Origin of the sequence: Myxococcus sp. AB036A, from assembly GCF_006547355.1 — a bacterium.
GTDB lineage: Bacteria > Myxococcota > Myxococcia > Myxococcales > Myxococcaceae > Myxococcus > Myxococcus virescens.
Genome location: NZ_VHLC01000032.1, coordinates 13,715 through 34,080, shown reverse-complemented (window position 1 = coordinate 34,080; position 20,366 = coordinate 13,715). Strand labels below are relative to the sequence as shown.

The 20,366-nt window shown below is 69.9% G+C and carries 22 protein-coding genes; 9 read left to right on the top strand and 13 right to left on the bottom strand.

The window, feature by feature from the left end:
* Window positions 1-33: 33 nt before the first annotated feature.
* From rpiB to plsX, 6 genes are all read right to left on the bottom strand, one after another.
* The gene (gene rpiB / locus FL344_RS15510) at window positions 34-477 is read right to left on the bottom strand and encodes a ribose 5-phosphate isomerase B (RefSeq protein WP_011554754.1); all 444 of its coding nucleotides are present in this window, start codon (window positions 475-477) and stop codon (window positions 34-36) included.
* A gap of 20 nt (window positions 478-497) precedes the next feature.
* Window positions 498-1,751 (bottom strand): beta-ketoacyl-ACP synthase II, encoded by a 1,254-nt coding sequence (gene fabF / locus FL344_RS15505; protein ID WP_141619079.1) that lies wholly within the window; start codon window positions 1,749-1,751, stop codon window positions 498-500.
* 84 nt (window positions 1,752-1,835) lie between these two features.
* Complete coding sequence (gene acpP / locus FL344_RS15500) at window positions 1,836-2,078, bottom strand: acyl carrier protein (protein WP_011554756.1); 243 nt, start codon at window positions 2,076-2,078, stop codon at window positions 1,836-1,838.
* 104 nt (window positions 2,079-2,182) lie between these two features.
* A complete protein-coding gene (gene fabG, locus FL344_RS15495; RefSeq protein WP_011554757.1) occupies window positions 2,183-2,932 on the bottom strand; it encodes a 3-oxoacyl-[acyl-carrier-protein] reductase in 750 nt (249 codons plus the stop codon).
* Window positions 2,929-3,870 carry an ACP S-malonyltransferase gene (gene fabD, locus FL344_RS15490; protein WP_090495524.1) on the bottom strand — a complete coding sequence of 314 codons (942 nt, stop codon included), beginning with the start codon at window positions 3,868-3,870 and terminating at the stop codon, window positions 2,929-2,931. The genes fabG and fabD overlap by 4 nt, the downstream gene beginning before the upstream one ends.
* 138 nt (window positions 3,871-4,008) lie before the next feature.
* A complete protein-coding gene (gene plsX, locus FL344_RS15485; protein ID WP_141590850.1) occupies window positions 4,009-5,070 on the bottom strand; it encodes a phosphate acyltransferase PlsX in 1,062 nt (353 codons plus the stop codon).
* Window positions 5,071-5,512: 442 nt separating this feature from the next.
* On the opposite strand from plsX, the gene rpmF reads away from it, so the two are divergent.
* On the top strand, window positions 5,513-5,701 hold the full coding sequence (rpmF, locus tag FL344_RS15480) for a 50S ribosomal protein L32 (RefSeq protein ID WP_011554760.1): 189 nt from the start codon (window positions 5,513-5,515) through the stop codon (window positions 5,699-5,701).
* 132 nt (window positions 5,702-5,833) lie between these two features.
* On the opposite strand, the gene FL344_RS15475 is transcribed toward rpmF, so the two are convergent.
* Window positions 5,834-6,436, bottom strand: coding sequence for a DUF177 domain-containing protein (locus FL344_RS15475; protein ID WP_141619078.1), 603 nt, complete (start codon window positions 6,434-6,436; stop codon window positions 5,834-5,836).
* A gap of 163 nt (window positions 6,437-6,599) precedes the next feature.
* On the opposite strand from FL344_RS15475, the gene FL344_RS15470 reads away from it, so the two are divergent.
* From FL344_RS15470 to FL344_RS15445, 6 genes are read left to right on the top strand one after another with little or no spacing between them, the layout of a single operon-like run.
* Entirely contained in the window at window positions 6,600-7,535 is a 936-nt protein-coding gene (locus FL344_RS15470; RefSeq protein WP_141619077.1) for a lipopolysaccharide assembly protein LapB, read from the top strand.
* Window positions 7,532-8,038 carry a hypothetical protein gene (locus tag FL344_RS15465; protein WP_141619076.1) on the top strand — a complete coding sequence of 169 codons (507 nt, stop codon included), beginning with the start codon at window positions 7,532-7,534 and terminating at the stop codon, window positions 8,036-8,038. The genes FL344_RS15470 and FL344_RS15465 overlap by 4 nt, the downstream gene beginning before the upstream one ends.
* 25 nt (window positions 8,039-8,063) lie before the next feature.
* Complete coding sequence (locus FL344_RS15460) at window positions 8,064-8,744, top strand: response regulator (protein WP_141590843.1); 681 nt, start codon at window positions 8,064-8,066, stop codon at window positions 8,742-8,744.
* Window positions 8,745-8,757: 13 nt separating this feature from the next.
* The gene (locus FL344_RS15455) at window positions 8,758-10,119 is read left to right on the top strand and encodes a cell wall metabolism sensor histidine kinase WalK (protein ID WP_141619075.1); all 1,362 of its coding nucleotides are present in this window, start codon (window positions 8,758-8,760) and stop codon (window positions 10,117-10,119) included.
* A 12-nt stretch (window positions 10,120-10,131) separates the two neighbouring features.
* Entirely contained in the window at window positions 10,132-11,076 is a 945-nt protein-coding gene (locus FL344_RS15450) for a metallophosphoesterase (protein ID WP_140793614.1), read from the top strand.
* Between the two features lie 59 nt (window positions 11,077-11,135).
* Window positions 11,136-11,630 carry a histidine phosphatase family protein gene (locus FL344_RS15445; protein WP_011554767.1) on the top strand — a complete coding sequence of 165 codons (495 nt, stop codon included), beginning with the start codon at window positions 11,136-11,138 and terminating at the stop codon, window positions 11,628-11,630.
* Between the two features lie 6 nt (window positions 11,631-11,636).
* On the opposite strand, the gene FL344_RS15440 is transcribed toward FL344_RS15445, so the two are convergent.
* From FL344_RS15440 to FL344_RS15415, 6 genes are all read right to left on the bottom strand, one after another.
* Window positions 11,637-12,089, bottom strand: a complete 453-nt coding sequence (locus FL344_RS15440) for a DUF1634 domain-containing protein (RefSeq protein WP_194863121.1) — start codon at window positions 12,087-12,089, stop codon at window positions 11,637-11,639.
* Entirely contained in the window at window positions 12,086-12,928 is an 843-nt protein-coding gene (locus FL344_RS15435; protein ID WP_141590838.1) for a sulfite exporter TauE/SafE family protein, read from the bottom strand. The genes FL344_RS15440 and FL344_RS15435 overlap by 4 nt, the downstream gene beginning before the upstream one ends.
* A gap of 96 nt (window positions 12,929-13,024) precedes the next feature.
* Window positions 13,025-13,765, bottom strand: coding sequence for a carbonic anhydrase (locus FL344_RS15430; RefSeq protein WP_141590836.1), 741 nt, complete (start codon window positions 13,763-13,765; stop codon window positions 13,025-13,027).
* Window positions 13,762-15,309 (bottom strand): SulP family inorganic anion transporter, encoded by a 1,548-nt coding sequence (locus FL344_RS15425; protein WP_141619073.1) that lies wholly within the window; start codon window positions 15,307-15,309, stop codon window positions 13,762-13,764. Before FL344_RS15425 ends, FL344_RS15430 begins: the two co-directional genes overlap by 4 nt.
* A 205-nt stretch (window positions 15,310-15,514) precedes the next feature.
* The gene (locus tag FL344_RS15420) at window positions 15,515-16,858 is read right to left on the bottom strand and encodes a sigma-54 dependent transcriptional regulator (protein ID WP_141590832.1); all 1,344 of its coding nucleotides are present in this window, start codon (window positions 16,856-16,858) and stop codon (window positions 15,515-15,517) included.
* Window positions 16,855-18,504 carry a PAS domain-containing sensor histidine kinase gene (locus FL344_RS15415; protein ID WP_141590830.1) on the bottom strand — a complete coding sequence of 550 codons (1,650 nt, stop codon included), beginning with the start codon at window positions 18,502-18,504 and terminating at the stop codon, window positions 16,855-16,857. Before FL344_RS15415 ends, FL344_RS15420 begins: the two co-directional genes overlap by 4 nt.
* 195 nt (window positions 18,505-18,699) lie before the next feature.
* Here FL344_RS15415 and FL344_RS15410 point away from each other — a divergent pair, with 195 nt between their 5' ends.
* Window positions 18,700-19,389: a response regulator gene (locus FL344_RS15410; RefSeq protein WP_090495539.1), complete on the top strand. Its 690-nt coding sequence runs from the start codon at window positions 18,700-18,702 to the stop codon at window positions 19,387-19,389.
* 132 nt (window positions 19,390-19,521) lie between these two features.
* Window positions 19,522-20,343: a phosphate ABC transporter substrate-binding protein gene (locus FL344_RS15405; RefSeq protein WP_141590828.1), complete on the top strand. Its 822-nt coding sequence runs from the start codon at window positions 19,522-19,524 to the stop codon at window positions 20,341-20,343.
* The last annotated feature ends 23 nt before the right edge of the window (window positions 20,344-20,366 follow it).

Here is a 20,366-nt window from a genome sequence, read left to right as displayed (position 1 = left end):
GGACTCCCTCGAACGACGGGTACGGCGGGGCCGTTAGCCCTGGGACTCGGCCTCGCGAATCATCTGGACGCGCCGCTCGTGGCGGCCGCCTTCGAAAGCAGTGCTGAGGAACGCCTCCAGGATGGCGCGGCCCACGCCGGCCCCCACCACGCGCTGGCCCAGGCACAGCACGTTGGCGTCATTGTGGGCCCGGGCCATCCGGGCCTCGAACTCCGTGGTGCACAGGGCCGCCCGGATGCCCTTGTGCTTGTTGGCGACGATGCTCATGCCAATACCGGTGCCACACACCAGCACGCCCAGGGTGGCCTCCCCGGACGTCACGGCGCGGGACACCCGCGCGGCGAAGTCCGGATAGTCCACCGAGTCCCGCGTGACGGGACCCACGTCTTCGTGGGCCACGCCCCGCGCGGTGAGCGCGGCCACCAGCTCCTGCCGGAGCTCCAGGCCCGCGTGGTCTGAAGCGAGGATGACTTTCACGCGGGTTTCTCCTGAGACGGCTAGAAGCGCTTGAACACCAGCACGGCGTTGGTGCCGCCGAAGCCAAACGAGTTGCTCATCACCGCGTCCACCCGGACCTCACGCGCCTGGTTGGGCACGTAGTCCAGGTCGCAGTCCGGATCAGGCGTCGTCTGGTTGATGGTGGGCGGCAGGATGTTGCGCGCCAGCGCCAGCGCGCTGACCACGCCCTCGAAGCCACCCGCCGCGCCGAGCATGTGGCCCGTCATCGACTTGGTCGACGACACGGCGAGCTTCCGCGCGTGGTCGCCGAACACCGTCTTGATGGCCTTGGTCTCGTTCGCGTCGTTGAACGGCGTCGAGGTGCCGTGAGCGTTGATGTAGCCCACGTCCTCCGGGTTCATCCCTGCGGACTGGAGCGCCAGCCGCATGCAGCGCGCCGCGCCCTCGCCCTCCGGCGCGGGCTGGGTGACGTGGTACGCGTCCGAGTTGGCACCGTACCCCACCACCTCCGCCAGGATGTTGGCGCCGCGCTTCTTCGCGGCCTCCATCTCCTCCAGCACCAGGATGCCCGCGCCCTCGCCCATGACGAAGCCGTCACGGTCCTTGTCGAAGGGACGGCTGGCCCCGGCCGGATCATCATTGCGCGTGGACAGCGCCTTCATCACCGAGAAGCCACCCAGCCCCAGCGGGGTGATGGCCGCCTCGGCGCCGCCGGCGATGACCGCGTCCGTCTCACCCAGGCGGATGGACTTCCAGGCCTCGCCAATGGCGTGGGCACTGGTGGCGCACGCGGACACCGGCGCCCAGTTCGGCCCCTTGCAGTTGTACCGCATGGAGATGAGGCCCGGCGCCATGTTGATGATCATCTGGATGATGAAGAAGGGCGACAACCGGTCGAACCCCTTCTCCAACCCCTTGCGGTGCTGCTCTTCCAGCGAAGAGATACCGCCGATGCCCGAGCCGACGATGACGCCGACCTTCTCCGGCGTGTAGCCGTGCGGCGCATCCGGGCCAATGGGAATGCCCGACTCCGTCACGGCCATCTGCGCGGCGGCCAACGCGAACTGCGCATACAGGTCCATCCGGCGCACTTCGCGCTTTTCGATGAACGCCTCGGGCTCGAAGTCCTTCACCTCGCCCGCGATGCGCGTGTCGATTTTGCCAACGTCAAAGCGCGTGACCTGGGCAATACCCGACTTGCCGGCGATCAACGCCTGCCAGTTCTTCTCGGTTCCGGTTCCCAGAGCCGAAACAAGCCCGGTTCCGGTGACGACGACTCGACGTTGTGACACGGTCCTCTCCGGTGGCGCCTGGGACACCGGGGACGCCGCGCATCACGCGGCGCCGCCCCGCACCCCGGCACGCCGTGGTGCTGCCTACTTCTTGTGGGTGTTGATGTAGCTGACGGCGTCGTTGACGGTCTTGATGTTCTCCGCCTCTTCGTCGGGAATCTCGACCTCGAACTCCTCTTCCATCGCCATGACGAGCTCCACGATGTCGAGGCTGTCCGCGCCCAGGTCCTCGATGAAGGAGGACTCCGGCTTGATCTCATCCTCTCCGACACCAAGCTGGTCGGCGATGATGGACTTGACCTTGGCCTCAATGGTTGACGTCGACATAAGTGTAGAACCCTCCAGGAACCAGATGTGGCCCGGCTGGCTTCCCGGACCATGTCGAAAGCGGGCGCGGTATATCCCACGCCCGGCGGCAATCCAACCGTGGGTTACATGTACATTCCGCCGTTGACCTTCAGGACCTCGCCGGTGATGTAGGACGCGGCGTCCCCGGCCAGGAAGAGCACGGCACCGGCGACCTCCTCCGGATTGCCCAGCCGCCCCAGGGGGATGCCCTCCAGCATCTTCTGGCGCATCTCGTCATTGATCTGATGCGTCATGTCCGTCCCGATGAAGCCGGGGGACACGGCGTTGACGCGGATGTTCCGGCTGGACAGCTCGCGCGCCACGGACTTGGTCAGGCCGATGAGCCCCGCCTTGGACGCCGAGTAGGCCGCCTGACCGCCGTTGCCCATCTCCCCCACCACGGAGGTGATGTTGATGATGGCGCCGCCCTTCTGCTTCATCATGGGCCGGCTGACGGCGCGGATGAGGGAGAAGGCGCCCTTGAGGTTGGTGTCCAGCTGCTTGTCCCAGTCCTCGTCCTTCACCCGCATCACCAGGCCGTCCACCGCGACGCCCGCGTTGTTGACGAGCACGTCCAGCCGGCCGTGGCCCTTGACGATGCCGTCCACGGCGCTGGCGCAGGCGGCGCTGTCGGACACGTCGAAGCGGATGGCCTCCGCCTTGGCGCCCTCCGCCTGGAGCAGGGCCACCGTCTCCTGGGCCGCCGCCTCGTTGCCCGCATAGCTGATGACCACGGTGGAGGCCCCCGCCTTGGCGAAGGCCACCGCGCACGCCCGGCCGATGCCGCGCGAGCCACCCGTCACGAGCACGACCTTGTCCTTGAAGCCGCTCATGGTGCCACCCCCAGTGCCGCGAGCGCCTTGTCCAGGCTCGCGGAGTCCTCGACGTTGAACAGCTCGATGTCCTTGGTGATGCGCTTGACCAGGCCCACCAGCACCTTGCCCGGCCCCAGCTCGATGATGCGGGTGACGCCTTCGGCCTTCAGCGCCTCCACACACTCAATCCAGCGCACCGGCGAGCTCACCTGCTCCAGGAGCAGCGGCACCACCCGCGACGCGTCCGCGTTGGGACGGGCCTCCACGTTGGTCACCACCGGCACGGACGGCGCGGACACCTGGATGCCGCCCAGCACCTCCGCCAGCCGGGGCTGCACCGGCGCCATCAGCGCGCAGTGGAAGGGGGCGGACACCGGCAGGGGCATCACGCGCTTGGCGCCGGCCTCCTTGCACTTCACCCCGGCGCGCTCCACGGCCGCCGCGTCACCGGCGATGACCGTCTGCTCGGGCGAGTTGTAGTTCGCCGGCGACACCACCTGCCCCTCGGCCGCCGCGTCACAGGCCGCCTTCACCTTCTCCGGAACCAGGCCCAGCACCGCGGCCATGGCGCCCACGCCCGCGGGCACCGCCTCCTGCATGAAGGTGCCGCGCGCGCGCACCGCCCGGACCGCGTCGCCCAGGTCCATGGCGCCCGCCGCCACCAGCGCCGAGTACTCGCCCAGCGAGTGCCCCGCCACGAAGGACGGCGCCGGTCCCCGCTTCGCGAACACCGCGTGCGCCGCCAGCGACACCGTGAGGATGGCCGGCTGGGTGTTGGCCGTGAGCTTCAGCGCCTCGTCCGGGCCCTCGAAGCAGAGGGTGGAGAGCTTCTCTCCCAGGGCGGCGTCGACCGCGTCGAACACGGCCCGGGCCTCGGGGAACTTCTCATACAGGTCCTTGCCCATCCCCACGGCCTGGCTGCCTTGCCCGGGGAACACGAACGCGACCTTCGACATGCGGACTCTGCCTCCTCTTCAGCGGCCGGGGCCGCAGGCTGGACGCCCTGTTGCCGTACCTGACCAGGTTGAGCCAGCAATTTCCGCGAGGCGCCCCGCCACCAACCCGAGGCGGCCTGCACGCTCCGGGCGAAGGCTCTAATCGGAAACGCCCGCGTCTGTCGCTCTTTTTCCCTTCGGATGGGTCGGAAGCCACGCCGCCGCGCGCCCGATGCAACGCGTCAACTCCGCCTGCACGCCCCCCTCCGCCATGGCCAGCGCCGCGCCCAGCGCGTTGAAGAGGGCCCGGGGCGTGGAGCGCCCATGCGCGACGATGCCCACCCCCTGGATGCCCAGCAGGGGTGCCCCGCCGTACTCGGCGTAGTCCACCACCCGGCGAAGCCCGGCCAGCGCGGGCTGGAGCAGCATCGCCCCCACCTTCTCCGCCAGCCCGCCGCGCCGCTCGATGGCCTGACGCAGCATGCCAATGACGCCCATGCCCACACCCTCGGATGTCTTCAGGACGACGTTTCCGGTGAACCCGTCCGTCACCACCACCTGCACCTCGCCGGAGAAGAGGTCCTTGCCCTCCACGTAACCCACGAAGTCCAGATCCGAGCGCCGCAGCAGCCCACTGACCTCCCGGGTGAGCGGCGTCCCCTTGGAGGACTCCTCACCATTGGAGAGCACGGCCACCCGGGGCCGGGGCACGCCCATGCGCGCGCGCACGTAGGCCTCCCCCATGACGGCGAACTGGGCCAGGTGCGACGGCTTGCAGTCCACGTTGGCGCCCGCATCCAGGAGCAGGCACCGGCCGCCGCCCTTGAGCGCGGGGAAGAGCGCGGCGATGGCGGGGCGCTCCACGCCCGGCAGCCGTCCCAGCGTGAGCAGGCCCCCGGCCATGACGGCGCCGGAGTTGCCCGCCGAGACGAGCGCCTCCGCCCGGCCGTCCCGCACCAGCTCGAAGCCCACCCGGAGGGAGGAGTCCCGCTTGCGGCGGAAGGCGGTCGAGGCGTGCTCGTCCATCTCCACGACTTCAGAGGCATGGTGGACCTGGAGATTGGACGGAGGCCGCAGCTTGCCCAGCAGGGGCGCCACCTTCGCCTCGTCCCCCACCAGGAGCACCTCATGGCCGGGGTGGGCCCGCGCGAAGAGCACCCCACCCTCCACGGGGGCGGCGGGCGCGTGATCGCCGCCCATGGCATCCAGCACCAGCCTCATCCCCACCCTCTCCTTGCCCGCCCGGCGTCCGGCCGGCTGTCGGTGTCGGTATCCCACCCGCCGGGGGCGGGCGGCGCGCAGCACAGCAGGAACCCTGCAGGGGGGCAACGACTGGCTGATACGCCCTGGGGCACGGCCGGAAGAATGGCGCCCGCGCCATGGACGTTGTCACCGGGCACCGTCCGGGATAGACGGTGCCCGGGAGATAACGGGCCCTCCCGCGTTGCCGCATTGACTCGGGGGCTTCGAGCCGCTAGGGTCCGCCGCCTTCCGAAGCCGGACATGGAGTACGGGAGCCTTCGTGCGACCGCCCCAGACCGGTTTCGAGCAGAGAGTGTTGCGCACGGAGCCGGGGACCCCGGCACAGCGCGAAAGACATTGGACTCAACCGGTCCGGACCGGCGCGAACGCTCCGGGTCGGGGTCGAATATAGAGGTGAGCCGTGGGTGTCCCCAAGAAGCGTACTTCGAAGATGCGTCGCGACCGCCGCCGTGCGGCCAACAACAACCTGCGGAGCGCCGTGCAGGTGACCAAGTGCCCGAACTGCAAGGAGCCGGTGATGCCTCACCGCGCCTGCACGTCCTGTGGCCAGTACAAGGGCCGGGAAGTGGTCGCTCAGGCCGAGGCCTGACGCACAGTCGCATACAGCGCCCTTCCCGGGCGCTGAGAAACACGACGGGCCGCGTCTCCATCCAGTGGAGGCCGCGGCCCTTGTCGTTTCAGGGCCCCCTCTCACGAGGCGGCCCTGCACTCCAGGCTCACTTCAGTTGTTGAGCTTGATGTTCTTCAGCGGCGCCAGGCGCGGATCCACCGGCCGGGTGTCACAGGTGCAGGCGACGTCGTTGCGGTTCGCGCCGCACTGCGAGCACAAGCCCTTGCAGTCGTCCCGGCACACGGCGTTCATCGGCAGGGCCAGCAGGAGCTGCTCCCGGACGATGGGGTCCAGGTTGATGGTCTTCCCGTCGAAGAGTTCCTGATCCGCATCGTTCAGCTCGAAGGAGCCGCCAGACTCACCCTGGCTGCGCTCCTTCTTCTCCATCGCCTTCTCGTCGTCATCCTTGAAGTCGTCGCCCCGAGCCAGGGACTCCGGCACCAGGTTGAGCGTGAACTCCACGGGGACCTTCATGGCCACGTCGGCGAGGCAGCGCTTGCAGGGGCTGGTGACGTCCACCGTGAAGCGCCCCTCCAGCAGCACGCCGCCGCTCAGCTTGCGCAGCGACGCCTTCAACGTCGCCGGGGCCGTGGCTCGGAATCCGGTATCCTCGCCGGAGGCAGCGCCTCCCAGCGTCTCACCGAGCAGCTCGAGATTGACGGGCTCCTCGAGCTTCAGCCCTGCGTCCTTGATTTGATCAACCTTTACGAGCATTTACGCTACTTCCAGGCCAAAAGGGGCGCGCAACATAGAGGGTGGCCCCTCCAGCGTCAACACGCCCTCGTGCAACACCGCCACGAAGATGTCACCGCGCCGTCACCCCCGACGGGCCGGCCTTCGTGGATTCTCTCGATAACGTTTTGATAGGTTCGAATCGATGCACGCACATGGCTGGCGGTTGCGCGGGTGGGCCCTCATCCTGGTGCTGGGCCTGAGTGCCCGACCGGGCTGGAGCCGGCCCCTCTTCCCTGAGCCTGTTCTCTTGCAGCTCGGCCCGGCCAGCCCGGCCATCACCGAGGCCCGCGAGCAGTTCGACCAGGGCGAATTCGAAGACGCACGTCGCACCCTCCTGGAAGGCCTGGATGCGCCGGACCTGACGGATGATCAGCTGGTGGAGATGTACCGCCTGCTGGGCCTCACGGCCCTCTACCTGGGGGACGAGCCCCAGGCGCGCGACGCCTACGAGAAGCTGCTCCAGGCCCGGCCGGACTACGAGCTCCCCCGCAGCTCCCCGCCCAAGCTGCGCGCCCTCTACGCGCGCATCCGCGAGGACATCAAGAGCCGGCGCGTCCGCCCCGTCACCCTGGACGTGGACCCCATCCCTGATCCACCGGGTGGCGAGCCCGTCGTCGTGGAGGCCTCCATCCAGGACCTGGCGCTGGGCGCCCGCGCGCGCCTCTTCTACCGGCGCGCCGGTGACGAGGCCTACAGCTCGGTGGACTTCGCGCGTGAGCGAGGCCCCGACGGCCGCCCCCTCGAGCGCTACCGCGCGGTGTTGCCGGCCTACGAGGTGCCCACCGAGGCCGAGGCCTACGAGATGGAGTACTACTTCGAGGTCGCGGACGCGGCGCAGCGCCGGCTCGCGGGCCGGGGAGACTCCTTCCAGCCGCTCATCTTCCAGGTGGCGCCCCGGGCCGTGCGCGCCGGCGCCGCCGCCGACCCGTCCTCCCGTCCCTGGTACAAGAGCCCCTGGCTCTGGGTGGGCGTGGGCGCGGTGGCCATTGGCGCCACCGCCGGCATCGTGGCGCTGACCTCCGGCGAAGAGCGGGGCCGCGTTCCCATCACCATCCGCGTGGAGCCCCCCGCCCCATGAGCCAGCGCCTCCTGTCCCCGCTGTTGCTGCTCGGCCTTCTTGGCGCGTGCGGCCCTGACGCCGAGCCCGCGGGCCGCTTTCCGCTCGCCCTGACGATGGAGCGCGCGGTGGCCAACAACGTCCAGGCCCTGCAGGTGGCCGTGGTGTCGCGGGGCTCCAGCCGCAGCTGCACCGAGATTCAGCGCACGTGCCTGGGTACCCAGGTGCGGCGTGACGACCTGGTGGTGCTGAAGGACGCCCAGGGGCGCGAGGGCAGGGCCCTCCGCTTCCCCGTGGACCTGGCGACCCTCCAGTCGGGAGGAAGCCTGGAGCTGGCGGTGGATGTGCCAGTGGGCCGAGATTACGCGCTCGTCATCGAGGCGATCACCACGGGGACCCCGCCCGGCTTCCTGGGGAGTTCCTGCAACTACCTCCGTGAGGTCAACGCGGGCGACAACGCCCCGGTGATTGCCGCGCCCCTGACGCTGACCGGTGGAGATTGCAATCCGTCCATCGCGCCCTGAGCGCGGAGGGACTCGAGAGGGCTTCATGTCGCGCATCCTGATTATCGAGGACGAGCAGGACCTGGCGGGTCTCGTCGAGTACAACCTGCGGGCCGCGGGCTTCGAGACGGAGACGGCGAGCACCGGCGCGAGCGGGCTCGCCAAGGCGCGCGCGCATCCGCCAGACCTGGTGCTGCTGGACCTGATGCTGCCGGACGTGGCGGGCAGCGAGGTGCTGCGCATGCTCAAGACGGACACCGAGCTGCGCAAGGCGTCCGTCATCATCGTCAGCGCGAAGGGCCAGGAGTCCGACCGGGTGCAGGGCCTGGAGCTGGGCGCGGACGACTACGTGGTGAAGCCCTTCTCCGTCCGCGAGCTCCTCCTGCGCGTCAAGGCCGTGCTGCGCCGCGCGGACGCGGAGGACGGGCCCTCCGCGGTGCTCGCCTCCGGCGACATCAGCCTGGACACCACCCGCCACCAGGTGCGCGTGAAAGGCGAGGAAGTGCTCCTCACCGCGCTGGAGTTCCGCCTGCTGCGCACGCTGCTGGAGCGCTCGGACCGGGTGCAGACGCGCGAGGTGCTGCTGTCGGACGTCTGGGGCATCCAGGCGGAGATCCACACCCGCACCGTGGACACGCACATCAAGCGGTTGCGCGAGAAGCTGGGCCCCGCCGGGGACATCATCGAGACGGTGCGCGGCGTGGGCTACAAGCTCAGCCCTCCGTGAGGCCGCCCCGCCCATGCCCCTGCGCGCCACACTCCTTCCGCTCCTGCTGCCCGCCGTCGTCGTCGCGACGCTCGTCGCCCTCCTCGACGGGCCGAAGGAGGTCTTCGCCGCGGCGCTCGTCGCGCTCGCCGGCTCCCTCATGTCCCTGGGCGTGAGCCGCGGAACCCTGCAGCGGCAGCTCGACCTGCTGGCCCGCCACACCCGGGAGCGCGCCGAGGGCGCCCCCCCCGCCGCTCCTGGCGTCCCCGAGCGACTGGACGAGGTGGCCGGGCTCGAAGGCGCCATCGACTCGCTGCACGCCCAACTGTCCGCGCGCAACGCGGCGCTCACCCAGGAGGCGCGCACCCTCACCGCCGTGCTGGACGGCATGACGGAAGGCGTCTGGGTGACGGACGCGGAGGGCACGGTGGTGCGCCACAACGACGCGCTCCGCCCCCTGCTGGCGTCCACGAGCAGTCCGCTCACCGGCCAGCGCCCCCTGGCCCTCATCCGGAACGAGGCGCTGCACGACGCCGTGATGCGCGCCTGCCGGGAGAGCGCATCCAGCCACCTGGAGCTCACGCTGGACGGCCACTTCCCGCGCACGCTCTCCATCCGGGTGACGCCGCTGGCCAAGGATTTGCCGGGCAGCGCCGCCGTCTTCCACGACGTCACCGAGCTTCGCCGGCTGGAGAAGGTGCGCAAGGACTTCGTGGCCAACGTGTCGCACGAGCTGCGCACGCCCATCACCGCCATCCGCGGCTACGCGGAGACGCTCCAGGGCGGCGCCCTCAATGACCCCGTCATGGCGCCGAAGATGGTGGAAATCATCCACCGCCAGTCCGAACGCCTGTCCGAACTGGTGGAGGACCTGCTGGAGCTGTCCCGCCTGGAGTCGCGCGAGGTGAGCCTGAAGCTCGCCCGCGTCACCCTGGCCGACGCCGCCGCCCGCGCCGCCGACACCGTGCGCCCCAAGGCCGAGGGCAAGGGCCAGGCGGTTTCACTCCATGTCCCCCCAGGTCTACTCGCGGTGGGGGACCCCCGGGCCGTGGAGCAGGTGCTGCTCAACCTGCTGGACAACGCGGTGAAGTACACGCCCGCGGGTGGCCGGGTGGATGTTTACGGTGCGTGCGAGCAAGGCCGCTGCGTGGTGCGGGTGAAGGACACGGGGGTGGGCATCGAGCCCAAGCACCAGTCGCGCATCTTCGAGCGCTTCTACCGGGTGGACAAGGGCCGCAGCCGGGACATGGGCGGTACCGGACTGGGGCTCGCCATCGTCAAGCACCTGCTGCAGGCCATGGACGGCGAGGTCAAGGTGGAGAGCGAACCCAACGAGGGGAGCACCTTCACCATTTTTCTGCCCCTGGCGGCTTCATCGAGCGCGGCGACAGGGTAGGATGGAGTGACCATGCGGGTCGCCATCCTCGCGGACATCCACGGCAATCTTCCTGCCTGCGAGGCCGTCCTCGAGGACATCGCCCGCTCTGTAGCGCCCGACTACATCGTCGCGGCCGGAGACCTGGCGCTGCGTGGCGCCCATCCCCGGGAGACGGTGGACCTGCTCTTCGACCGGTGTGACTCCGTCCTGATGGGCAACACCGACTGCTACCTGGCGGGCAACTACCTGGGCGGTGCCTACCGGGAGAAGGACCACTGGAAGACGGAGCTGCTGCGCTGGACGCGGGACCAGCTGGGCGGCGCGCTGCTGGAGAAGCTGGGCGCCCTGCCCTTCTCCGTGCGCTACACGCCACGCAAGGGACAGGACCTCTTCGTCTGCCACGCCAACCCGCGCAACCTCGAGGAGTCGCTGGACCCCACGCTGGATGACGTCGCGGTGCGCCGCTTCTTCAGCCACCTGGACGCGGCGGCCTGCGCCTTCGGGCACCTGCACTTCCCCTACCGCCGCCGCGTGGGCCGCATGCTCATCGCGGACGTGGCCAGCGCGGGCATCCCCCGGGACGGAGACCTGCGCCCCGCCTACGGCGTCTTCACCTTCACGCCCAAGGGCTGGCGGGTGCAGATTCGCCGGGTGCGCTACCCGGTGCGCAAGGCCACCCAGGCCCTCACTGCGCGCCGCGTCCCCGGCGGACCGCTCCTGGTCCACAAGCTGGTGGAGGCGCGCTACCGCCACCACAACGCGCTGATGGAGGCCGCGCGGCGCCACTCCGGCCTGCCACCGCCGGGCCCGGTGCTCCGCCCGCCGCCAGGGGCCGCCTCGCGCGCCGCGGCCACGCCCATGGACAGTCGTCCCTCCCCGGAGGTCGACCCCGCCTCGTTGCCCACGGACCTGGACGGAACCGTGACGGGCGCGGCGCCGCTGCCCCTGGACGCGCTCAACGATTTCGAAGGGTAGACGTTGTCGCCAGTCCGTTGCTTGCGTGGGGACGCCCGGAGTGATTCACGGCGCTCACCATGTCTGCACGCGAGCTGCCGCTGCTGTTCATCCGCCACGCCGTCGCGGAGGACTCTCACGTCCTGGGCGATGAAGCGCGCGCCCTCACCCCGGAAGGCCGCGCGGCCTTCCGCCACCACGCACGCAAGCTGGCGCGCCTCACGCCACTGCGCGGCATCATCACCAGTCCGCTGGTGCGCGCCGTCCAGACGGCGGAGCTGCTCGCCGAGGCCTTCGGCGTGTCCGGTGTGGAGGTCCACCCCGCCCTGCTACCCCAGCGCGGCGCGCACAAGCGCATCGTCGACCTGGGCCGCGAGCGCGGCGCGGGCTGGGCCCTGGTGGGCCACAACCCCTCGCTGGAGCGCGCGGCCATTCGCGCCCTGGAACATGAGCTGCCGGACAAGCTGCGCAAGGGCGCGGCGCTGGCGCTCCATCCCCTGAAGAACGGCGGCTTCACGCTCGCGTGGTGGGCCACGCCGGGCAAGCCCGTGAAGCGCCCCGGCGACCTGCGCTGACGCGCCTCAGTGCGCCGCGCCCAGCAGGAAGGACAGGACGAGCATGGCCAGCACCGTGGCGGTGATTCCCACGTAGAGCCGGTCCTTCTGCTGGCGGAAGATGAGCAGCGACAGGGCCACCCGCATCACCGGCACGGCCATCATCACCAGCAGTCCCGCCATGACGAACGCCTGGCCCCGGGCGGCCAGCGCCCCCGCCACGACGTCCCTCAGGGTGTGCGGCACCGGGTGCGGCGAGGTGAGGCGCAGCAACGCCTCGGAAGAGACGAGGTAGTCCGGGTGGCGGAAGAAGGTCACCACGGTGCCCAGCGTCACCAACGCCAGGCTGGCGGCCACGCCGTACCGCAGCAAGTCACTGATGAGCTGCTCCGGATGGAGCAGCGAAGCGTCCTCGCCGTCCTGCACCGCCGCGGCGGCGGCCTCGGGACTTCGCGGCTCCGGCTTCGGTGCCTCGCTCATGACGCCCACCCCTTGCGCAGCATCTCGAAGGCCACCCACAGCAGCACGCCCACGAAGAGCGCGCGCAGCCACGTGCTGTTCACCCGGGCCATCAGGTGGCGCGAGCCCAGCCACGCGCCCAGCGTGACGCCCACGCACACCGGCCCCGCGATGAACGGGTCGATGTTGCCGCGCGCGAAGTAGACGCCCGCGCTGGCCGCCGCCGTCACGCCAATCATGAAGTTGCTGGTGGCCGTGGACACCTTCAGCGGCAGCCGCATGGCCAGGTCCATGGCCGGCACCTTGAGCGCGCCCGAGCCGATGCCCAGCATGCCGCTCACCGTGCCCGCCACGTACATCAGCCCCAGTCCCGCCAGCGGCCGCGTGACGCGGTAGGACACCTCACGGCCCTGCGACTCATCCCAGTAGCTGCCGTGCAGCGCCAGCCGGTCCGCCAGCGCGTCCGCGGGCACCGGCGCCTCGGCGCTCGCCCGCATCCGCCGCAGCATCACCAGCGCCGACCACGCCATGACGCCGCCAAAGACGAGGTACACGCCGCGCCCACCCACCAGCCCGGACATGTACGCGCCGCTGAGCGCGCCCGCGGTGGTCGCCAGCTCCAGGAACATGGCCACGCGGGTGTTGGCCATCCGGTCGCGCACGTAGGCCGCCGCCGCGCCGCTGGACGTGGCGATGACGGAGACGATGGACGCCCCCACCGCGTACTGGATGTCCACTTTCAGGAGCAACGTGAGCACGGGAATCAGGATGAGCCCGCCGCCAATCCCCAGCAGCGAACCCAACAGCCCCGCACCCACGGAAAACCCCAGGACGACGAGCATGAAGAGGAAGGGAGTCATCGAAGCTGCTCCCCATCCTCTCCCCCTCACCGGCCTTTGGCCACCAGGAGAATGGCCCGATTCGAGCCGCTCCCCTGGTTGCCTGCTTCCACCGGGCTACTGCGCGCTGGCCACCACCGCGATGCGCTGAGCACCGTTGCCGTTGGCGAGCGCGCCGGGGGCGTGGGTGTCCGCGCCCAGCTCGCGCAGCAGGGCTTCGCCCACCAGTTCGTCCATGGGGATGAAGCGGCCCAGCAACGGGCGCCAGGCGTGGACCTGCGCGGTGGCAATGTCGAACCACCAGCCGTGCAGCCGCAGGGTGCCCGCGTCGAGACGCTCCTTCACCCACGGATAGGTGGAGATGTGCTCTATCTGCACCAGCACGTTGTTCTGGGACAGGCGATCGTAATCCGACCGGCCCTCACCCAGCGTCGGGTTCGCCTCCATCCGCTGGAGCGCGTCCTTGCCGTGCTCGAGCCAGCCCTTGAGGTTCGGGTTCTCAGGACCCACGCCGCCAGCGAGGATGGCCTTCATCGCGCCGCAGTTCGAGTGGCCGCACACGACGATGTCCTCCACTGGCAGGTTGCGGAGCGAGAACTCCAGCGCGGCCGCCTCGGACTGGTCGCCCGTGGACTGCCCTTTCGAATCCGACGGCGCCACCATGTTGCCGACGTTGCGGACCACGAACAGGTCGCCCGGGTCCGTGGACACGAGCAGGTTGGGCACCACGCGGCTGTCCGCGCAGGCGATGAAGAGGCAGTCCGGCTTCTGCTCCTGCGCCAGCAACGCGAACTTCTCCCGGTAGCTGGAACGGGCGTTGAGCTGAAAGTCCAACAGACCGCGAATGAGCTTCCTCACTGCGCACCTCCAGAGACAAGCGAGTTGTGATTGGGACCGTCAACGACCACGGGGCTGCTCGGCTTCACCGTGCCCTTGCGGCTCCAGACGTCTTCGAGCGACTCGGCGAACACCGAGCCACCCGTCTTGCGATGCGTGTCACACCAGCTCTCCAGGGCTTCGTGCCCGGAGTGGTCCAGCGTCTGCACCGCCAGGTCCAGCTCCACCTTGGAGCCCGACGGAACCTGCGCCAGCGCGGTGGACAGCTTGGGGACGCCGACGAACGTCAGCGCGCCCGAGATTCGTACCTGATAGGACGCATGCGCCTGCTGGTGCACGTCGACCTTGATGCTGCCCAGGTGCCACAGCAGGCGCAGCACCGCGAACGCCAGGCCCATGCCGATACCGGCCAGCAGGTTGACGCCCACCACGCCGGCCACCGTCACCAGATACACGGCCAGCTCCCCACGCTTCTGGAGCTCACGGATGTGGTGCACGTTCACCAGCTTGGCGCCGACGAAGACGAGCAGCCCCGCCAGCACGGTGAGGGGAACGAGCCCCGCCACCGAGCCGAGCAACGTGATGAACAGGAGCAGCCACACGCCGTGCAGCGTGCCCGACAGCCGCGTCTTCGCGCCGGCGGTGATGTTGGTGGCGCTGCGGACGATGACGCCGGTGATGGGCAGGCCACCCGCCAGACCCGAAATCGTGTTCGCCAGACCCTGGCCGAAGAGCTCGCGGTCCAGGTTCGCACGGGGGCCCGTGTGCATCTTGTCCGTGGCCACCGCGCTCAAGAGCGACTCCGCGCTCGCGACCAGCGCCAGCGACAGCACCGCCGTGCCGAAGGTGACCCAGTCGCCCTTGGGGAAGGTGGGCAGCTGGATGCTGGAGAAGATGTTCTCCGGCAGGTCCACCCGGGCCACATCGGCGCCCATGAAGGTCGCCGCCGCGGTGGCGCTCACCACGGCCACGAGCGGCCCGGGGACCTTCTTCAACTTTCCGGGAACGAACTGCCACGCCACCATCAAGCCGATGGTCAGCAGGCCCAGCAGCGTCGCGGCGCCATGAAGCTCCGCAATCTGCCCCGGCAGCTCCTTTACGTTCTGCCACGCGCTCGACTGCGGCGCGCCGCCCATCACGATGTGGACCTGCCCCAGGACGATGAGGATGCCGATGCCGGCCATCATCCCGTGTATGACGGCGGGAGAGATGGCGAGCGCGCCGCGCGCCACCTTCAACCCACCGAGAATCATCTGCACCACGCCCGCGACGGCCACCGCCGCGCACGTCATCGCCAGGCCCATCTGCTGGATGAAGCCAAACACCATGACCGCGAGGCCCGCCGCGGGACCGCTCACCTGGAGGGGCACGCCTCCAAAGAGCCCCACCACGATGCCGCCAATCACACCCGCGATGAGCCCGCTGACGATGGGCGCGCCTGAAGCCAGCGCGATTCCCATACACAACGGCAACGCCACCAGGAACACCACCAGGGAAGCAGGCAGGTCCGTGGCCAGCGCCTTCCAGGGGGAAGCAACGCCCTCAGGACTCTTCGAAGTCGACATCACACCTCCACACAAGTCGCCGCGACTGCCGCGTGCGCTGGTTCACGTGGAGGCCCTCCGCAAAGAGCGTGCCGTCCGCCTTTCGACAGGCTCAGAGGGAACGCGAGGTGATTGCGGTCGGGAATATGAAAACGATTTTAAGTCCCGAATCCAGACTTAAAAATCCTTGAGGCCGCCGACCTCAAGAATCTTGAAGCGCCCTCGCCTACTCCTCCTCGAGCCGGCGGAGGAAGGTGGGATAGGAGAGCCCCAGCACCCGGGCGGCCTCCATCCGGCGCCCATCCAAGCGGGCGAGGACGTGCCGGACGTACAACCGCTCCACGTCCTGCAAGGGGCGCGGAGCCCCGGAGACGACGAACGCGTCGGGGTCCACCTCGGGCGGGCCGCTGGTGCCCTGCGGCTCCAGGGAGGCGAGCTCCAGTTCGGGTCCGGCCTCCAGCACCAGGGCCCGTTCGAGCACGTTGCGCAGCTCACGGACGTTGCCGGGGAACGGGTAGCGCTCCAGCCGGGCGCGCGCGGCGCTGGAGAAGCTCACGGTCCGGCGCCCCAGCTCGGCGCCCAGCTCCGCCACCAGGGACTGTGCCAAAGGCAACAGGTCCTCGCGGCGCTCGCGCAGCGGCGGAATGTCCACCCGGAAGACGCTCAGGCGGAAGTAGAGGTCCTCGCGGAAGCGGCCCTCGGCCACCTCCTTGGTCAGGTCGCGGTTGGTGGCCGTCACCACGCGCGCGCTGCTGCTCAGCTCGGCGGTGCCACCCAGGCGGCGGAAGGCGCCCTTGTCCAGGAAGGTGAGCAGCTTCGCCTGGAGCTGAAGCGGCAACTCGCCCACCTCGTCCAGGAAGAGCACGCCGCCCGCGGCCACCTCCACCAGGCCGCGGCGGGCGGTTCGCGCGTCGGTGAAGGCGCCGCGCTCGTGGCCGAAGAGTTCACTTTCCACCATGGTGGCGGGCAGCGCGGCGCAGTTGACGTGGACGAACGAGCCCTGCCCGCCTTGCAGCGCGTGCAGGTGGCGAGCAATCACCTCCTTGCCCACGCCCGTCTCGCCCAGCAGCAGCACCGGGCTGCGCGGCGCCTTGGCGATGCGCTCCAGCATCTGCAGCGCGGCGAGCATCTTCGGCGAGTGCGGACGCGACAGGCGCCGCCGTCCGCCCAGCTCGCTCTCCGCCAGCCGCAGCCGCTCCTGGAGCTGCAGGTCCGCGACGGCGCGGCGGGCGCGCAGCACCAGGTCATCCAGCTCCACCGGCTTGGACAGGTAGTCGCGCGCGCCCGCCTGGATGGCCTCCACCGCGCTGGCGATGTCGCCGTGCGCCGTCACCATCAACACGGGCGTGTCCGGAAGCTGGGCGCGCAGCTCCGGCAGGATGTCGATGCCGTCCCCGTCCGGCAGGCGCCGGTCCAACACCACCAGGTCCGGCGCCTCGCGGGACATGGCCCCACGCGCGTCATGGAGTGAATGCGCCAGCGTGACGCGGAAGCCCTCGTGTCGCAGCACGGAGGCCGCCAGCGAGGCGAAGGTCCGGTCGTCATCGACCAGCAACAGATAGGTGCTCATCGGGCCACCTCCAACGGAAGGCGCAGCGTGAAGCGGCTTCCCAGCGGACTCCGGACATAGTTCAGACTGCCACCATGGGCCTCCACCGAGGCACGCGCCATGGGCAGCCCCAGCCCCACGCCCTTGGCCCGTCCGGTGGCGAAAGGCTCCCACAACCTGGGCTCGAGACGCGGATCCACGCCGCCCGCATTGTCCTCCACCACGAGCACGGCGTCATGTTCCTCCCGCGTCAGACGCACGCTGACCCACGGGGCCAACTGCATCCCTGTGTCCTTCGCCACCGCGCCCGCCTCCACCGCGTTGCGCAACACGTTGTCGATGGCGGACACCAGCAGCGCGGCGTCCCCCTGGACCATCAGGGACTCCTCCAGGGACGTGGTCAGTGCCACGGCCTCTGACTCCGGCAGCAGCTTCACGCCCTGGAGCGCGTCCTTCACCAGCAGGTGCACCTCGCAGCGGCGGCGCAGCGCGGCACGAGGCGCCCCGAAGGACAGCAGCGAGCGCGCCAGATGGCTCAGGCGCTCCACCTGCGAGCGCAGCGCGCCCACGGGCAGCTCGCTGCCCGCGGGGGTATGCCGGAGCACGGACAGCGCGGCCTGGATGCCGTTGAGGGCGTTCTTCACCTCATGCGCGATGAGCGAGGCCGCGGTCCCCAGCGCGGCCATGGTCTCCTGGCGTCGCAGCCGCTCCTCGGCCGCCAGCAGCGACCGGTAGGAGTGCCGCAGCAGGAGGATGAAGATGATGAGCGTGCTGCTCAGCAGGGCGATGTGGAACGCCAGTTGCCGCAGGAAGCGCGCCCGGAGGCCCGCGGTGGCCGTCTCCTCCTCCAGGACGACCAACAGCAGGTCGCTCTTCCCCACCCACGCGCCCGCGCCCATCATGTGCTTGTCATCCAGCGTCAGCGGCCCCGGCATGTTCGCCAGCGCGCGCAGCCGCCCCGTGATGTCCCCGGCGCCCAGCTTGAACCCCACCGGCATCAGGATCTGCCCCTGGTCATCCATCAACACCAGTGACGTCTGCGCGGTGGGCCGCGTGGGCAGCGCGCTGGCGCGGAGCTCTCCCAGCAGCACGCCCTTGAAGCGGCCGTCCTGGAACATGGGGACGGCGACCACGATGGGCCCCCCCTCCCCTTCCAGCAGGTCGATTTCCGGCTGGCGGCCCTCCACCATCCGGCGGAACCAGGGCCGCTGCGTCAGCGGCGAGCGCCCCAGCGGCATGTCCGGAGGGTCGCTCCAGACGCGCTCGCCCTCGGGCGTCAGCAGGGCCACGCCCTCCGAGAAGAGGGACGAATGGTAGAAGGCGCTCTCCAACAGGGCCAGCTCCGCCGGAGAGGCGCCGTCCTCAGGAGACAGCGCGGGGTGCCCGGCCACGCGGGCCAGCTCCGCCTCCAACAGCCCCAGGTGGACGCCCAGCGCCTCCGACTGCACCTGCGCCTGGTTGAGCAGCCGGCTCAGCAGCTCCTCGCGCGCGTTGCGCACGTCCTCCACGTAGCCCAGCACGGGGCTCGTCAGCGCCACCAGCCCCACCAGCCCCAGACCGACGAGCGCGGAGCGTCCCCCGCGCCGCTGCGCGTGGGCCAGCTCGCCCGGCGTGGGGGTCAGCGTCGGGAGTGGAGGTGGCGTCGGCGGCAGGTGGGCGGAAGTCATGACAGAGCTCCCTGGGGTTTACCCCGGCGCGGAAGCACCTTCACGCGCAATCAGGCCAACGGGCAGGGGGCCCGCCCGCTGGAGGGCCGACCATCGCCCCGGGGCGACCGTTCCCGCGCGTGTTCCCGCCATGACGAAGTTGTTGCACATGCGTCACACGTTCGGAAAAGGGGGCGCGCAGAGTGGCGGCCCGCCATGCCCCATGTCCTCATCATCGACGACGAACGCGACCTCGCGGAGCTCATTGATTTCAACCTGCGGGGTTCCGGCCTCACCACGCACGTGTCCCATACGGGCGAAGAAGCGCTGGTGGCCGCGCGCGAGCAGAACCCCGACCTCGTGTTGCTGGACCTGATGCTGCCGGACATGTCCGGCATCGATGTCTGCCGGCAGCTGCGGGCCAGCCCCCAGTCCCGGGGCGTCCTCATCGTCATGCTCACCGCCAAGGGAGAGGAGTCCGACCGCATCCGCGGCTTCGAGGTGGGCGCGGACGACTACGTGGTGAAGCCCTTCAGCGTGCGGGAGCTGGTGCTACGGCTGAAGGCCATCCTCCGCCGCGGCGCGCCCACGGCTGGGAGCACGGCGCCGCTGGCGCTGGGGCCCCTGCGCCTGGACGTGGCGTCCCACCGCTTCTTCGTGGAGGAGCGCGAGGTGGCCCTCACCGCGCTGGAGTTCCGGCTCCTGGAGCACCTGCTCGCCCGCCTGGGCCGGGTGCAGACACGTGAACAGTTGCTGGAGGAGGTGTGGGGCCTGTCCTCCTCTCTGGAGACGCGCACCATCGACACCCACGTCATGCGCCTGCGCGACAAGCTGGGCCCGGCGCGTGCGCTGCTGGAGACGGTCCGCGGTGTCGGCTACCGGATGCTGGACCCAGCCGCGGGCTGAGCGACGTGACGGCGATGTCACGTGGCGGACGCGAAACGGACACCCACGTCACGTAGAAGCGCGGCGTCTTCGCGCAAGCCTCACACCGCGTCCAGATTCCGATTCACATCTTCCAGCCAGGAGAAGTCCCCCATGAAATCGCTCCTCAAGCCCCTGCTCGCGGTGTTCCTCCTGGCGCTCCCCGCCGCTGCCCAGGCGGGCACCGTCACCATCAAGGGCTCCGACACCATGGTCATCCTCGGCCAGCGCTGGGCCGAGGCGTTCATGAAGAAGAACCCCACCATCAAGGTCCAGGTCACCGGCGGTGGCTCCGGCGTGGGCCTGGCGGCGCTCCAGAACGGCACCACGGACATCGCCATGTCCAGCCGGGAGATGAAGAAGGCGGAGGCCGACAAGCTCCGCGCGCGCTTCAAGGGGCCGCCCGCGCAGCGCTCGGTGGCCAAGGACGGCGTCACCTTCTACGTCCACCAGGGCAACCCCGTGAGCGCGCTCACCACCGAGCAGTTGATGAAGATCTACGTGGGCGACATCACCTCCTGGAAGCAGGTGGGCGGCGCGGACGCGCCCATCGTCGCGTACTCCCGGGAGAACTCCTCCGGCACCTACGTCTTCGTGAAGGACATGGTGCTGGAGGGCGAGGACTTCGCCCCCGCCATCCAGACACTGCCCGGCACCGCCGCGGTGGTGAACGCCGTCTCCAAGGAGAAGAACAGCCTGGGCTACGGCGGCGCCGCGTACGCAGAGGGCATCAAGGAGCTGAAGGTGAAGAAGGGCAACGAGGAGATCGCCCCCAGCGCGGACAACATCAAGAGCGGCAAGTACCCGCTGGCGCGCGACCTCTTCTTCTACCTGCGCGCCGAGCCGACCGGCGACATCAAGGCCTTCATCGACTTCGCGCTCTCCCCCGAAGGTCAGGCCATCGTCACCCAGGTCGGCTACTTCCCTGTGAAGTAGCCACGGAGCGTCACACGAATGTC